This is a genomic window from Mycobacterium sp. NGS63 (assembly GCF_059812295.1).
Genome location: NZ_JCALCJ010000002.1, coordinates 315,879 through 330,157, shown reverse-complemented (window position 1 = coordinate 330,157; position 14,279 = coordinate 315,879). Strand labels below are relative to the sequence as shown.

At 69.3% G+C, this 14,279-nt stretch carries 14 protein-coding genes; all 14 read right to left on the bottom strand.

The features are described 5' to 3' along the window. Window positions 1–2: 2 nt before the first annotated feature. The 14 genes from atpA to thrB all read right to left on the bottom strand — a co-directional run bounded on the left by atpA (window position 3) and on the right by thrB (window position 14,274). Entirely contained in the window at window positions 3–1,682 is a 1,680-nt protein-coding gene (gene atpA / locus AC5Y4Z_RS04880) for a F0F1 ATP synthase subunit alpha (protein ID WP_499961190.1), read from the bottom strand. A 43-nt stretch (window positions 1,683–1,725) separates the two neighbouring features. Beyond that, window positions 1,726–3,066, bottom strand: coding sequence for a F0F1 ATP synthase subunit B/delta (locus AC5Y4Z_RS04875; protein WP_499961189.1), 1,341 nt, complete (start codon window positions 3,064–3,066; stop codon window positions 1,726–1,728). A gap of 4 nt (window positions 3,067–3,070) precedes the next feature. Beyond that, window positions 3,071–3,589 carry a F0F1 ATP synthase subunit B gene (locus tag AC5Y4Z_RS04870; protein ID WP_499961188.1) on the bottom strand — a complete coding sequence of 173 codons (519 nt, stop codon included), beginning with the start codon at window positions 3,587–3,589 and terminating at the stop codon, window positions 3,071–3,073. A gap of 9 nt (window positions 3,590–3,598) precedes the next feature. Next, on the bottom strand, window positions 3,599–3,844 hold the full coding sequence (locus tag AC5Y4Z_RS04865) for a F0F1 ATP synthase subunit C (protein ID WP_067113102.1): 246 nt from the start codon (window positions 3,842–3,844) through the stop codon (window positions 3,599–3,601). A gap of 75 nt (window positions 3,845–3,919) precedes the next feature. After that, the gene (gene atpB, locus AC5Y4Z_RS04860) at window positions 3,920–4,678 is read right to left on the bottom strand and encodes a F0F1 ATP synthase subunit A (RefSeq protein ID WP_499961187.1); all 759 of its coding nucleotides are present in this window, start codon (window positions 4,676–4,678) and stop codon (window positions 3,920–3,922) included. Beyond that, window positions 4,671–5,138 (bottom strand): ATP synthase subunit I, encoded by a 468-nt coding sequence (locus AC5Y4Z_RS04855; RefSeq protein ID WP_499961186.1) that lies wholly within the window; start codon window positions 5,136–5,138, stop codon window positions 4,671–4,673. Before AC5Y4Z_RS04855 ends, atpB begins: the two co-directional genes overlap by 8 nt. Window positions 5,139–5,385: 247 nt before the next feature. Then, the gene (locus AC5Y4Z_RS04850; RefSeq protein ID WP_499961185.1) at window positions 5,386–6,552 is read right to left on the bottom strand and encodes a glycosyltransferase family 4 protein; all 1,167 of its coding nucleotides are present in this window, start codon (window positions 6,550–6,552) and stop codon (window positions 5,386–5,388) included. Between the two features lie 108 nt (window positions 6,553–6,660). Continuing rightward, window positions 6,661–7,314: an L-threonylcarbamoyladenylate synthase gene (locus tag AC5Y4Z_RS04845; RefSeq protein WP_499961184.1), complete on the bottom strand. Its 654-nt coding sequence runs from the start codon at window positions 7,312–7,314 to the stop codon at window positions 6,661–6,663. Continuing rightward, entirely contained in the window at window positions 7,311–8,153 is an 843-nt protein-coding gene (gene prmC, locus AC5Y4Z_RS04840; protein WP_499961183.1) for a peptide chain release factor N(5)-glutamine methyltransferase, read from the bottom strand. Before prmC ends, AC5Y4Z_RS04845 begins: the two co-directional genes overlap by 4 nt. Beyond that, the gene (gene prfA, locus AC5Y4Z_RS04835; protein WP_499961182.1) at window positions 8,150–9,223 is read right to left on the bottom strand and encodes a peptide chain release factor 1; all 1,074 of its coding nucleotides are present in this window, start codon (window positions 9,221–9,223) and stop codon (window positions 8,150–8,152) included. The genes prmC and prfA overlap by 4 nt, the downstream gene beginning before the upstream one ends. A 78-nt stretch (window positions 9,224–9,301) precedes the next feature. After that, window positions 9,302–9,541: a 50S ribosomal protein L31 gene (rpmE, locus tag AC5Y4Z_RS04830; RefSeq protein ID WP_499961181.1), complete on the bottom strand. Its 240-nt coding sequence runs from the start codon at window positions 9,539–9,541 to the stop codon at window positions 9,302–9,304. Window positions 9,542–9,680: 139 nt separating this feature from the next. Next, window positions 9,681–11,255 carry a fatty-acid--CoA ligase FadD1 gene (fadD1, locus tag AC5Y4Z_RS04825; protein ID WP_499961180.1) on the bottom strand — a complete coding sequence of 525 codons (1,575 nt, stop codon included), beginning with the start codon at window positions 11,253–11,255 and terminating at the stop codon, window positions 9,681–9,683. Between the two features lie 12 nt (window positions 11,256–11,267). Then, window positions 11,268–13,010: a transcription termination factor Rho gene (gene rho, locus AC5Y4Z_RS04820; protein WP_499961834.1), complete on the bottom strand. Its 1,743-nt coding sequence runs from the start codon at window positions 13,008–13,010 to the stop codon at window positions 11,268–11,270. Between the two features lie 304 nt (window positions 13,011–13,314). Then, window positions 13,315–14,274 (bottom strand): homoserine kinase, encoded by a 960-nt coding sequence (gene thrB, locus AC5Y4Z_RS04815; RefSeq protein WP_499961832.1) that lies wholly within the window; start codon window positions 14,272–14,274, stop codon window positions 13,315–13,317. Between the last annotated feature and the right edge of the window lie 5 nt (window positions 14,275–14,279).

Sequence of the window (14,279 nt, the reverse complement as noted above, 5' to 3'; positions counted from 1 at the left end):
AGCTAGTTCTTGTCCTTGCCCGAGCCCTTGGACTGCTTCTTGTCCTTCGGCTTTTCCTTCTTGACTTGCACGGACTCCTTCTCCAGCTCGTCGGAGTCCATCGCCTCGACGTGCTCGTCGGGCACCACCGAACCGCCGCCGGTGGCCGCGAAGCCCTTCTTGAACTTCTTGATGATCTCGGTGAGCTGGTTCTCGCCCTCCTCGGACAGCTTCTGGCTGTCGCGGATGCCGGCCAGGAAGCTCTCCTCGGAGGCCCGCATGTGGTCCAGCAGTTCGGTTTCGAACCGCCGGACGTCCTCGACGGGCACGGAGTCCAGGTGGCCGCCGGTGCCCAGGAAGATCGAAACCACCTGCTCCTCAACCGGCATCGGCTGGTACTGCGGCTGCTTGAGCAGCTCGACCAGCCGCTCACCGCGCTCCAGCTGCGCCTTGGACGTGGCGTCCAGGTCGGAGGCGAAGGCGGCGAACGACTCCAGCTCGCGGTACTGCGACAGGTCCAGCCGCAGCGAGCCGGCCACCTCCTTCATCGCCTTGATCTGCGCCGCGCCACCGACACGCGACACCGAGACACCGACGTTGATGGCCGGCCGCACGCCCTGGTTGAACAGGTCGGACTCCAAGAAGCACTGCCCGTCGGTGATCGAGATGACGTTGGTGGGAATGTAGGCCGAGATGTCGTTGGCCTTGGTCTCGATGACCGGCAGCCCGGTCAGCGACCCGCCGCCGAGGTCGTCGGACAGCTTCGCGCAGCGCTCCAGCAGCCGCGAGTGCAGGTAGAACACGTCGCCCGGGTACGCCTCGCGGCCGGGCGGGCGGCGCAGCAACAGCGAGATCGCGCGGTAGGCCTCGGCCTGCTTGCTCAGGTCGTCGAAGATGATCAGCACGTGCTTGCCGTCGTACATCCACTGCTGGGCGATGGCCGAACCGGTATAGGGCGCAAGCCATTTGAAGCCGGCGGAGTCGGATGCCGGCGCCGCGACGATGGTGGTGTAGTCCATCGCGCCGCCCTCGTCGAGCGCGCGGCGGACCGCGGCGATGGTGGTGCCCTTCTGGCCGATGGCCACGTATACGCAGCGCACCTGCTTCTTCTCGTCGCCGCTCTCCCAGTTCTGGCGCTGGTTGAGGATGGTGTCGACGCAGACCGCGGTCTTGCCGGTCTTGCGGTCACCGATGATCAGCTGGCGCTGCCCGCGGCCGATCGGCGTCATGGCGTCGATGGCCTTGATCCCGGTCTGCAGCGGCTCTTTCACGCCCTGGCGCTGCACCACCGACGGCGCCTGGATCTCCAGCGCGCGCCGCGTGTCGGTCTCGATGTCGCCCCGCCCGTCGATGGGCGCGCCGAGCGGGTTGACGACGCGGCCCAGGAAGCCGTCGCCGACGGGCACCGACAGCACCTCGCCGGTGCGCTTGACCTGTTGGCCCTCTTCGATTTTCTCGAAGTCACCCAGGATCACCGCGCCGATGCTGTGCTCGTCGAGGTTGAGCGCGACGCCGAGGACGCCGCCGGGGAACTCGAGCAGCTCCTGGGTCATGACGGAGGGCAGGCCTTCGACGTGCGCGATGCCGTCCCCGGCCTCGATGACGGTGCCGACCTCCTCGCGGGAGGTGTCGGAGGTGAAGGAGCCTACGTACTCCTCGATGGCGCTCTGGATGTCGTCAGCGGAGATTGTCAACTCTGCCATGGCTTTTCGTCTTCCTACTTGATGATTCTGGTTTAGTTCAGGTCTAGTCGGGCAGCTGGGCCTCGGCGGCGGCGAGCCGGGACGAGAGGGTCCCGTCGATCACCTCGTCGGCGACGGCGATGAGCAGCCCGCCCAGCAGGCCGCTGTCGATCTGCACCTGCAGGGTCACCGGGTGGCCGTAGATGCGGCTGAGCACCTCGGTGAGGCGGGTGCGCTGGGCGTCGCTGAGCTCGGCCGCCGCGCTGACCGCCGCGACGATTTCGCCGCGGCGCGCGACCGCGACCTCGGCCAGGAACTTCATGGCCTCCTCGGCCGGCTCACCGCGCAGCAGCTCCACGGTCTGGCTCAGCAGCGCCTTGGTGACCGGGTTGACCCGCCCGCCGGCGTTGTCGAGCACCTTGCGCAGCAAGCCAATTCGGCCTTCAGCGGGGGTGCGGTACTCGCCCAGCAGGATGCCGAGCCGCGGCTGCTCGTCGAGGATGCGGGAGAACCGGAACAGCTGGTCTTCCACCTCGTCGACCCGGTCGTCGCGTTCGGCGACCTCCAGCAGCGCCTGCCGCGAGATGTGCTCGATGGCGTCGATCAGATCGGAGTTGGCCGACCAGCGCTCGGACACGGCGGCGCGCAGGACGTCGAGCGCGGCGTCGGCGACCTTGCCGGACACCAGCCGCTCGATCAGCCGGATCCGCGGGGTCGCGTCTTCGGCCGGCACGGTGAGGTATCGGGTGACGACGATTTCGCTGTCCAGCATCTTGGCCACCGCGACCAGCTCACTGGAGAGGGTGGACAGCGCCTTATTGTCGAGGTTCTTGGCGATGGTGCCGAACCGATCCGACAGGTTGCCCAGCGCCAGCCGACTGGCCGAGCGCATCTTTGTCATGAGCGGGTACTCGACCTCGGCGGAGGCCGGGGCCATGGCCTCGAGGTCGTCCAGGAACCGGTCCACGGTGGCCGACTGCTGGGCCGCGTCGGCGACGTAGTCGCGCACCAGATCCCCTGCCTGGCGGACGGATTCGTAGCCCAGCTCCAGGCGCAGCTGGCGGGTCAGCTGCGACCGCAGCAGCTCGCTCTGGCGCAGGCCCTGCGCCTTGATGCGTTCGGCCTCGACGCCGGCCTGGGCCTGGAACTGTTCGGTGATGCGTGCGGCGTCCGCGCGGGCCTCCTCGACGACGCGCTCCCCCTCTTCCTTGGCGGACTCGACGGCCTTGTTGTGGGCGGTGGTCGACTCGGTCAGCCGGTCGGCGGCGGCGGCCGAATCGGCCAGCTGCTGGCGCACCAGCTCCTGCCGGGCGGTCATCATCCGGCGCACCGGCGGCACGGCGTAGCGCACCACCAGGAACACGATGACCGCGAACCCGAACAACTGCCCGAAAAAAGTCGACATGCCCTTACCTTGTCGCAGCGGAGGTCGTGACGTCGACGCCGAGGATCCGGCTGGCCAGCGTCGCCGACATGGTGCCGACGTTGGCGCGCAGATCGAGTTCCACGGCGTCCCTCTCCCGTTTCAATTGCTCGGCGGCCAACTGCAACGTCGACATCACCTCTTGCTCGGCACGGGCGCGCGCGTCCTCGACGACCTTACGACCTTCGGCCCGGGCGCCGTCGCGCAAGGACGACGCCTGCACGCGCGCCTCCTTCATCACCTCGTCGTAGTCCGCCTGGGCGGCCTCGAACTGCTCGGCCGACTTCTTGTTGTCGGCGGCGGTTTTGGCGACCATGGCGTCGCGCTCGCGCAGCACCTTCATGATCGGCGGCACCACGAAGGTGCCGATGACGGCGAGCACGATCAGGAAGATGGCCAGCACGAAGAAGAAGGTGCCGTTGGGGACAAGGAAGTTGCTGCCCCCCTTGCCTCCCTCCGCTACCGCCTGGCCGGCCGCCAGCACAATGGGGTTCGGGTCACCCATCACAGCGAATTACGTGACGGGGGTGGCGAAGACGAACAACGCCATGAACGCCAGGTTGATGAAGTAGGCCGCCTCGACCAGACCGACGGTGATGAAGAACGGCGTGAACAGCCGGCCCTGCGCCTCGGGCTGCCGGGCGATGCCCGCAACCAACGCGTTACCCGCGACACCGTCACCGATACCGGCGCCGATCGCGCCGCCGCCCATGATCAGTCCCCCGCCGATGAGGGCACCGGCAGCGATAGTGGGGTCCATTCTCTTCCTCCTTTATTCAGCTTTATCTGCTGGCTTGTGTGGTAGCGGTCTACCGGGCTGGGGTCCTAGTCATTCCTAGTCATGGTGCTCCTCGAGCTCCATGGCCTGGCTGAAGTACAAGATCGTCAGGATCGAGAAGATGAAGGCCTGGATCGCCCCGACGAACAGGTCGAACGACTTCCAGATCGCGTTGGGCGCCCACATGATGTACGGCGGGAAGAGCGCGATCAGCGCCACCAGGATGCCGCCGGCGAAGATGTTGCCAAAGAGTCGCAGCGACAACGAGATCGGCTTCGCCAACTCCTCGACGAGGTTGATCGGCGCCAGGAAGGCGACGTGCCCCTTGAGCACCTTGATCGGGTGCCCGACGATGCCGCGGCGCCAGATGCCGGCCACGTGGTAGCAGACGAACACGAACAGGGCCAGCGCCAGCACGTAGTTGATGTCCGCCGCCGCCGACTTGAGCAACTCGCTGGTGTGACCGGACTTGTCGGTGTACTGCAGCGGCAGCACCGACAGCCAGTTGGAGATCAGGATGAACACGAAGATCGTCACGGCCAGGGGCAGCACGAACGGCGCGATGCGCATCCCGATGGCGCTCTCGATCTGGTTGCGCATCTGGATGGTGAGCGCTTCCCAGAACAGTTGGACGCCGTTGGGCACGCCGCTGGAGGTGATCTTGGCGCGCAGGAAGAACGCCAGGGCGATCACGATCACTGCGGCGATCGCCGTCGACAGCACGGTGTCGGTGTTGACGGTCATGCCGAGCCACGTCGCGGTGGTGTGCTCGCCCACCTCGATCTGGGACTCGGCCAGGATCGTCAGGTCAGTCATCGCTGGTGTTCCTTCCGTCCGCCGCCGCCGGGCCCGGGGCCTCGGCCGGCTGACCAGTGCGCAGCTTCTTGTAGACCGGCAGCGCGGTCGACGCGACCAGCAGCACCTGGAACAGCGCCAGGCCGAAGACCACCCCCAGCCCCGCGGGCCGGAATACGTAGGCGATGACCAGCCCGACGATCGTGATGATCGCCAGCCGGGACGCCGAGTTGAGCGCCATCGACCTCTTCATCGGATGGTCTTTGGCGGTAATGGATTCCACCGAGCGCCGCACCATCAGCGCGTTGAGCAAACCCAGCAGCAACCCGACGCCGAAGAACACGCCGACCATGAGGTGGCCGGACAGCCCGGCGGCCAGCACCGCCACCGCGGTGATCCCGACGCTGATGACGAACAGCCGAACGGGACGGAAAGCAACAGAGGGAAACACCAACGGCGCGTCCTGCGCTGGTGTCGTCACTGCAGCACCTCAATCCCAGGTAGTTGTGCGGGAACCCCACGACCGACCGATCGGTGGCCCGCCGAGCGTATCGCACGTCACACTGGCATCACCCAAGGGGTAGTCCGCTGCGTCGGTCCCGAATCGACGCGGCCGGACGGGCGTCCGGTGGGCCGGCTGGCCGGCAACCCTCGAGGTTCGGTTTTGGGGTTCTACCAGCACCGTACCACACGGAAGGCGGCACTACTACCGCCTGTCGTAGGGCTACTCAGTCCACGTCGTAGTCGTCGCCGCGGCGGCGCAGGAGCGGGATCGCCGTCGCCACCCCGGCCACCACGATGGCGCCCAGCATCACCGCGGCGGTGTCGCGCGGGTTGAAGAAGATCGTGCTGGCGGCGCCGAACGCGACGATGCCCACCCACAGATAGATCAGCAGCACCACCCGGCGATGCGAATGGCCGATCTGCAGCAGCCGGTGGTGCAGGTGCATCTTGTCGGGGCTGAAGGGGCTGAGCCCGGCGCGGGTGCGGCGCACGATCGCCAGCAGCATGTCCAGCGCCGGCACGAACATGACCGCGCCCACCAGCAGGAACGGCGACAGCAGAGCAAACACGTCGCGGGCGCCGTAGGCGCTCTGCGAGACGGGGCCGGCCGCCGTCGTGGAAGCCGCCGCCAGCATCAGCCCGATCAGCATCGAGCCGGAGTCGCCCATGAAGATCTTGGCGCGGTGGAAGTTGTGCGGCAAAAACCCCAGACAGGCCCCCGCGAGCACGACGGAGATGACGGCGGGCGGGTAGAACAGCACGTCGCCGCCGTGGTCGCGCAGCAGGCCGACCGAGAACATGCAGATGGCCAGGGCAGAGATGAGCGCCAGCCCGGCGGCCAGGCCGTCGAGGCCGTCGACGAAGTTCATCGCGTTGACGATCGACACCGTCAGCGCCAGCGTGAGCAGGATCGACGACGCCTGGTCCAGCACGATGGTGCCGACGCCGCCGATCGGGATGTACAGCACGCTCCAGGCCACGCCCATGGTGACCAGCACGCTGGCCGCGGTGATCTGGCCGGCGAACTTCGTCAGGGCGTCCAGGCCCCAGCGGTCGTCGATGAGGCCGATGCCCATGATCACCGCGCCGGCCACCAGGACCGCGGGCATGCCGGTGGAGTAGACGAAGCCGCGGGTCAGCGCGGGCAGCTCGGAGGCGAGGAAGACGGCGGAGAGGACGCCGAGGAACATCGCCAGCCCGCCCATCCGCGGGGTGGGCGTCACGTGCACGTCGCGTTCGCGCGGGTAGGCGACCGCGCCCAGCCGGGTGGCCAGCAGGCGCACCGGCCCGGTCGCGAAGTAGGTGACGATCGCCGCGGTCAGCCCGACGAGCGCGAGCTCGCGCAGGGGAACGCCGGCGCCGCGACCGGCCAGGGCGAGCAGGCTGGACATCACCGAGACCGTACTTCACCAACCTGAGGCGACGGCATCGATCCTGCGCTGAGATCGCGAATGACGGCCTCAGAGGCGCGCTGGTTGCAGTCTCGGTGGGGGTGAGAACTAGGCGATCAGGCCGCCGGCGTCCACGCCGAGCACTTCGGCGATCCTCTCGGCGCTCACCGGGCCCGCGCGCAGGATACGGGGGGCGTCGGCGGTGAGGTCGACGATCGTGGAGGCCGCCTGTTGCTGCGACGGGCCGGCGTCGAGGTAGACATCGACCGAGTCACCGAGCTGGTCGCGCGCGTCCGCGGCGGTGACGGCCGCCGGGCGGCCGGAGACGTTGGCGCTGGACACCGCCATGGGCCCCACCTCGCGCAGCAACTCGATCGCGACCGGGTGCAGGGGCATGCGCAGCATGACGGTGCCGCGGGCGTCGCCGAGGTCCCACTGCAGCGACGGCGCCTGCGTCACCACCAGGCTCAGCGCGCCCGGCCAGAACGCGCGGATCAGGTCGCGGGCCCCGTCGGGCATCGTGTAGACCAGGCCCTCGATGGTGTGCCACGAGCCGACCAGCACGCCCACCGGCATGTCGCGGCCCCGGCCCTTCGCGGCCAGGAGCGCGGCCACCGCGGTGCTGTCGAAGGCGTCGGCGCCGATGCCGTACACGGTGTCCGTGGGCATCACCACCAGCCGGCCGCCCTTGAGCGCCCCCACCGCCGAGGAGATCCCGACCGAACGCTGGTCGGGGTCGGCGCAGTCGAACACGGTTGTCATGCGCGCCCCCTTCGGGCCGTCACGAACCGCGGTCGCCCGGCCAGGTCGTGGTGGGGCCGAATCTCCTCGAAAAGCCCTGTGGTCGTGATCATTTCGACGGTTCGCTGCGGGGTGGTGTCGTCGTGCTCGACGGCGAACAGCCCGCCCGGGCGCAGCCAGCGCCCGGCGAGGCGGACCACCGCGGCGATCACCGCCATGCCGTCGGCCCCGCCGAACACCGCATGCGGCGGATCATGTTGGGCGACTTCGGCTTCCACGGCGCTGCCGTCGGGCACATACGGCGGGTTGGCCACCACCAGGTCGACGTGGCCGTTCAACTCGGGAAGCAGTCCCGGCTCGGTGACGTCGGCGCGCACGAGTTCCACCGCGGTGCCCTCGGTGTTGCGGCGCGCGTAGGCCAGCGCCTCGTCGGAGTCGTCGACGCCGATGACCCGCGCGGCGGGCCGGTGGCGGGCCAGGGCGACGGCCAGCGCGCCCGACCCGGTGCACAGGTCGACGACGACGGGCCGGGCCGCGAGCGGTTGCGCGGTGACCCAGGCCAGGATGGCCTCGGTCTCCGGGCGCGGGATGAACACCCCGGGGCCGACGCGCAGCGTCACCGGCCCGAATGCCGCCGTCCCGGTGAGGTGCTGCAGCGGCACCCGCCGCGAGCGCGCGGTCACGGCGTCGCGGTAGCGCCCGAAGAACTCGTCGCCGGGCGCGTCAAGCAGCGGCAGCCGGCCGCGTTCGGTGCCCACCAGGTGCGCGGCCAGCTCTTCGGCGTCGTAGCGCGCGGAATCGATTCCGGCTTCGGCCAGTTGCGCCGCCGCCGCGTCGATCGCGCACCGCAGGGCCGTCATGCCTGTTGCAGCCTCGATTGCTTGTCGGCGGCGCCCAGCGCGTCGAACAACGCGTCGAGGTCGCCGTCGAGCACCTGGTCGAGATTGTGTGCCTTGAAACCGATTCGGTGATCGGTGATCCGGTTCTCCGGGAAGTTGTAGGTGCGGATGCGTTCGCTGCGGTCCACGGTGCGGATCTGGCTGGCGCGGTCGGCCGACGCGTCGGCCAGGGCCTGCTCCTCGGCCATGGCCTGCAGGCGCGCGGCCAGCACCTGCAGGGCGCGGGCCTTGTTCTGCAGCTGGGAGCGCTCGTTCTGGCAGGTGACGACGATCCCGGTGGGCAGGTGGGTGATGCGCACCGCGGAGTCGGTGGTGTTGACGCCCTGGCCGCCCTTGCCCGACGAGCGGTAGACATCGATGCGCAGGTCCGACTCGTCGATCTGCACCTCGCCCACCTCCTCGGGCTCGGGATAGACCAGCACGCCGGCGGCCGAAGTGTGAACGCGGCCTTGGGATTCCGTGACCGGGACCCGCTGCACCCGGTGCACCCCGCCCTCGAACTTCATCCGCGACCACACGCCGTCGGCGGTGTCGCCCTTGCTGGCGATGGATAGCGTCGCATCCTTGTAGCCGCCGAGGTCCGACGTGGTCTCGTCCAGGACCGTGACCGTCCAGCCGTGCCGCTCGGCGTAGCGGATGTACATCCGGGCCAGGTCGGCGGCGAACAACGCCGATTCCTCGCCGCCCTCACCGGATTTGACCTCGAGCACGATGTCGTCGGCGTCGTGGGGGTCGCGCGGGGCCAGCATGTCGGTGAGCTGGGTGTCCAGCTCGGCCACCCGCGCCTCCAGCTCGGTCACCTCGTCGGCGAACGACGCGTCGTCGGCGGACAGCTCGCGCGCGGTCTCGAGGTCGTCGCGCGCGGCGGTCAGCTTGCGGTGGGTGGCGACGATCGGGGCCAGCCGGGCGAACCGGCGTCCGGCCTTGCGCGCCTCGTCGGGCTTGCTGTGCAACTCGGGGTCGGCGAGCTTCTGCTCGAGCTCCGCGTGCTCGGCCAGCAGCACGTCGATGGTCTGAACCGGCTTCGTCATGTCACACCTCCTCCCGCAAACGCGAACCGACGCCCGGCCTGCGCGGCGTAGCGCACAGTTCGGGCGTCGGCGATCCAGCTATTTGTCGGCGTCGGCGTTGTCGGCCGCGGCCTTGCGCTTGCCGTAGCGCTTCTCGAAACGGGCCACGCGGCCGCCGCTGTCGAGGATCTTCTGCTTGCCGGTGTAGAAGGGGTGGCACTGCGAGCAGACCTCGACGACGATGTTGCCGCCGGGCTTGGTGCTGCGCGTGGTGAAGGTGTTCCCGCACCCGCAGTGCACGGTGGTCTCCGCGTAGGCGGGGTGAATATCGGCTTTCATGTGTCCTCTTCGATCGTTTGCGCTCTCGGCGCGAACTCCAGGGACCTGAGCTGGTCCTCGGGGGTAGTCGACCGTCGATTATGCCAGGTCAACCGCCACCTCCCCAAACGCCGGGCGGCGCCTGGGCATTCCCGGTGGCTTAAGTGGTGCGGTAGGCGCGGGTTTTGGGGTCGCGGGTCCAGACCACGCCGCTGCCGGGGGTGGCGCCGCGCGCGGTCAGCTCGCGCTTGAGGACCTTGTTGGTCGCCGTGGCCGGCAGCCGATCGGTGAGCCAGACGTGCCGTGGCCAGGCCTTGGGCGACAGGTCGGGCTGCTCGGCGAGGAAACGCCCGAACTCCTCAGGCGTCAGGTCCGCGCCGTCGGCCAGCACGATCGCGGCCATCACCTGGTCGCCGACGCGCTCGTCGGGCACCGCGTACACCGCGACCTGGCTGATCGGCGCCAACCGCTGCAGGATCCGTTCGATGGGCGCGGTGGTCATGTTCTCCCCGTCGACGCGCAGCCACTCGCCGCTGCGCCCGGCGAAGTAGATCCACCCGTCGGCGTCGCGGTAGGCGAGGTCGCCGGACCAGAACATGCCGTGTCGCAGCCGCGCGTCGGTGGCCTCGCGGTCGTTGTAGTAGCCGGCGAACAGGCCGGCGCCGGTGGTGTTGACCAGCTCCCCTATCGCCTCCTCGGCGTTGGTCAGGGCGCCTTCCCCGTCGAAGGTGGCCGGCGGGCATTCGGCCAGCGTGTCCGGGTCGTAGACGGCCACTCCGGGGAAGCCGCGGCCGAGCGATCCGGGCGGGCAGCCGTCGTCGCGCATGATGATGATCGCGCCCTCGGTGGACCCGTAGGCGTCCCAGACCGTGCAGTCGAAACGCCGGCCGAACTCGGCGATGTCGCGGTCGCTCGCCTCGTTGCCGACCGCGACGCGCAGCGGGTTGTCGCGGTCGTCGGGCCGCTCGGGCGTCGCCAGCACGAAGGCGAGCGGTTTGCCGACGTAGTTCATGAAGGTGACGCCGTAGCGGCGCAGGTCACCCAGCAGCCCGGACGCCGAGAACGTCGCGGGGGCCATGGCCGCGCCGGCGCTCACCCCCACGCTCCACCCCGCGAACAGCGAGTTCGCGTGGAACAGGGGCATGGACAGGTAGCAGACGTCGGAGGCGTCCAGGCCGAACCGCGCGAGCAGCGTGGCGCCGGCGAACAGCACCGCGGCGTGGGTGATCTGCACGGCCTTGGGATCGCCGCTGGTCCCGGAGGTGAACATCATGACGAAGGTGTCGGTGGGCCCGACCTCGCGATACGGGGTCAGCGGGCCGGCGGCGGCCAGCATGGCCCGCCAGGGCTCGCCGGCCACGTCGAACACCCGCACCCCGGGCAGGTCCAGCCCGTCAAGCAGGCCCCGGTGCGCGGCGTCGGTGAGCAGGATCTGGCAGTCGGCGCGGAGGATGTCGCCGGCCAGGGCGGCGCCGCGGCGCGTGTCATTGACCGCGCACAGCACGTATCCGCCGAGCGCGGCCGCGGCCAGTGCGGTGAGCATCTCGGGGGTGTTGCCCAGCAGCGCGCCGACGTGCAGCGGCCGGCGCGGGTCGGCGGCGCGGATCAGGGCCGCGGCGACTTTCTCGGCGTCGGCCAGGTGCTCGCGCCAGGTCCAGACGTCCTCGCCGTACTTGAGCGCCGTGGTGTCCTGCTCCAGGCGCTCGCGGAGCAGCTGCTGCAGCGTCTCCGCCACGGCGGTAGGTGGTTAGTCGTTGTCCATCGAGCCGGGGGTGGTCTTGGAGACCTGGACCAGGAACTCGTAGTTGTTCTTGGTCTTGCGCAGCTGGCTCATCAGCAAGTCGATGGCCTGGTGGGGGTCCAGACCCGACAGCACGCGGCGCAGCTTGTGCACGATGCCGAACTCGTCGGGCGACAGCAACAGCTCGTCCTTGCGGGTGCCGGACGGGTTCACGTCGACAGCGGGGAAGACCCGGCGCTCGGCGATCTTGCGGTCCAGCTTGAGCTCGGCGTTACCGGTGCCCTTGAACTCCTCGAAGATGACGGTGTCACCGGTGGAGCCGGTCTCGACCATCGCGGTGGCGATGATCGTCAGCGACCCGCCCTCCTCGATGTTGCGGGCCGCGCCGAGGAAGCGCTTCGGCGGGTACAGGGCGGTGGAGTCGACACCACCGGACAGGATCCGGCCCGACGCGGGCGAGGCGTTGTTGTAGGCGCGGCCCAGGCGGGTGATCGAGTCGAGCAGCACGACGACGTCCTGGCCCTGTTCGACGAGCCGCTTGGCGCGTTCGATGGCCAGCTCGGCGACCGAGGTGTGGTCCGACGGCGGCCGGTCGAACGTCGAGGCGATGACCTCGCCCTTGACCGAGCGCTGCATGTCGGTGACCTCCTCGGGCCGCTCGTCGACGAGGACGACCATGAGGTGGCATTCGGGGTTGTTCTTGGTGATCGCGTTGGCGATGTCCTGCAAGATCGTCGTCTTACCGGCCTTGGGCGGCGAGACGATCAGGGCGCGCTGGCCCTTGCCGATCGGCATGATCAGGTCGATGACCCGGGTGGTCAGCCGCTCGGTGGTGGTCTCCAGGCGCAGCCGCTGGTTGGGGTACAGCGGGGTCAGCTTGCCGAATTCGGGGCGCTTCTTGGCGTCCTCGACCGAGCCGCCATTGACGCTGTCCAGGCGCACCAGAGGGTTGAACTTCTGTCGCTGGTTGGGCTGCTCGCCGTCGCGGGGGACCCGGACCGCGCCGGTCACGGCGTCGCCGCGGCGCAGGCCGTTCTTGCGCACCATGTTCATCGACACGTACACGTCGTGCGGGCCGGCCAGATAGCCGGAGGTGCGCACGAACGCGTAATTGTCGAGGACGTCAAGGATTCCGGCGACCGGCTGGACGACGTCGTCGTCGCGCAATTCGGCGTCGGCGCCGTCACCCGAGCGTTCGCCGCGGCGCCTGCGGTCGCGGAACCGGCGTCCCCGCCGGCCCTGCCGGCCCTCGCCGTCGTCGTCTTGCTGGTTCGAGCCGCGCGACTGCTGGCCGCCCTGGTCGTTGCCGCTGTCCTGTTGGCGCTCTTGGCGTTTGTCGGTCTCGGCGGTGTTGGCGGTGTTGGCGCCCTTTTCTTGCGTCTGCTTCTCGGGCGATCCCGCCTCGCGGGCGGCACCGCGGCGTTCCCGGCGCGGCGCCTCGGCGGTGGCACCGTTCTGGTCGCCGTGCGGCTTGTCGGCGGGGGCGGTGTCGGTCTTGGCCGTGTCGGTTTTGCCGGAGTCGGTTTTGTCCTCCGAAGCGGCGGGCGCCGGGGTGCCGTTGGCCTGTCCCCTGATTTCCTTTATCGCGGCGATGAGTTCGTTCTTGCGCATGCCCGACGTGCCCTTGACGCCGACTTGGTTGGCCAGCGCGCGCAGTTCGGGCAGCACCATGGTGGACAGGGAGCCGGACCCGGTAGCGGGTTTGACGTCGGCTGTGTCGGTGGTGTCTGTGGTCACGGGGTTGGGCACCTGATTGCTGTCGGTGCTCTCGCCAGCCGTGAAGAGGTCCGTATCGGTCACGGAGTTCCTTTCTTCCCCTGCTGATCAGGTCATAGGGGGTTCGTTGCATTCAGCCAAATCGCCGAGTGCGCCCAATCATCGACTCTGCAACGGTGATCGCCAGGATCGGCGGAGAAAAACGGCGAACCTCGTTCACGAGAAGAATTGGTGTTGTCCTAGCGGCAAGGCAGTGTTAGATGCTGCGATTGCTGGACGGGTCCGAGGATAACCTGCATCCGGGGCGGAAGCAAGCAAACCCTCCGGCCGCGCCTGTTCAACCGGCGTTTTCAGCCGGCTTGCAACCGGCTACGGCGACCCCGGGGCTCCACCGAACCCCTTCGCCGGCGGTCATGTTCGCGATGGTGAATCCGTTCGCGGCCCCGTACTCCAGCGCTTCGGCGGGCAGCTCGGGTTCCGTGCTGAGCGCGATCAGCGAGGGACCGGCCCCGGACAGCGTCGCTGACACGTTATGACGCCGCAGCAGTCGCAAATATTCCGCCGAGGCGGGCATCGCCGGTGCGCGCTGGGGCTGGTGCAGCACGTCTTCGGTGGCCGCCATCAGCAGGTCCGGCCGTTCGGTGAGGGCCACCACCAGCAGCGCGGCGCGGCTGACGTTGAACCGGGCGTCGTCGTGGCTGACCTGGGCGGGCAGCAGCACCCGGGTCTCGGCGGTCGACGAGCGCTCCTCGGGGATCGCGCAGAACAGCCGGATGTCGGGGTGCAGCCGCAGCGGCACGGCGCGGTAGTCGGGCCGGTCGCCGGTGCGCTCGATCCACGACACCACCGCGCCACCCAGCACCGCGGCGGCGGCGTTGTCGGGGTGACCCTCGAACTCCGAGGACAGCTGGATCAGCTGGTCGACGCTCAGCGGGGGCGAATCAACCTGTGCGACAAGGCCGTTCACCGCCGCCAGGCCGCCGACGACGGCCGCCGCCGACGAGCCCAGCCCGCGCGAGTGCGGGATGGCGTTGCGGCACCGCACCACCAGGCCGGGCGCTTTGACCCCCGCGGCGCGCAGGCCGCGCTGCACGGCGCGCACCACCAGGTGCTCGGCGTCGCGCGGCACGTGGTCGGCGCCCTCGCCCTCGACCACCACGGTCAGGCCGGAATCCGTTGTCTCCACGACGATCTCGTCGCACAGGCTGAGCGCCAGGCCGATGCTGTCGAAGCCGGGGCCGAGGTTGGCGCTGGACGCCGACACCACGGCGCTGCCGACCAGCCCGGCGGGGAGCATCATGT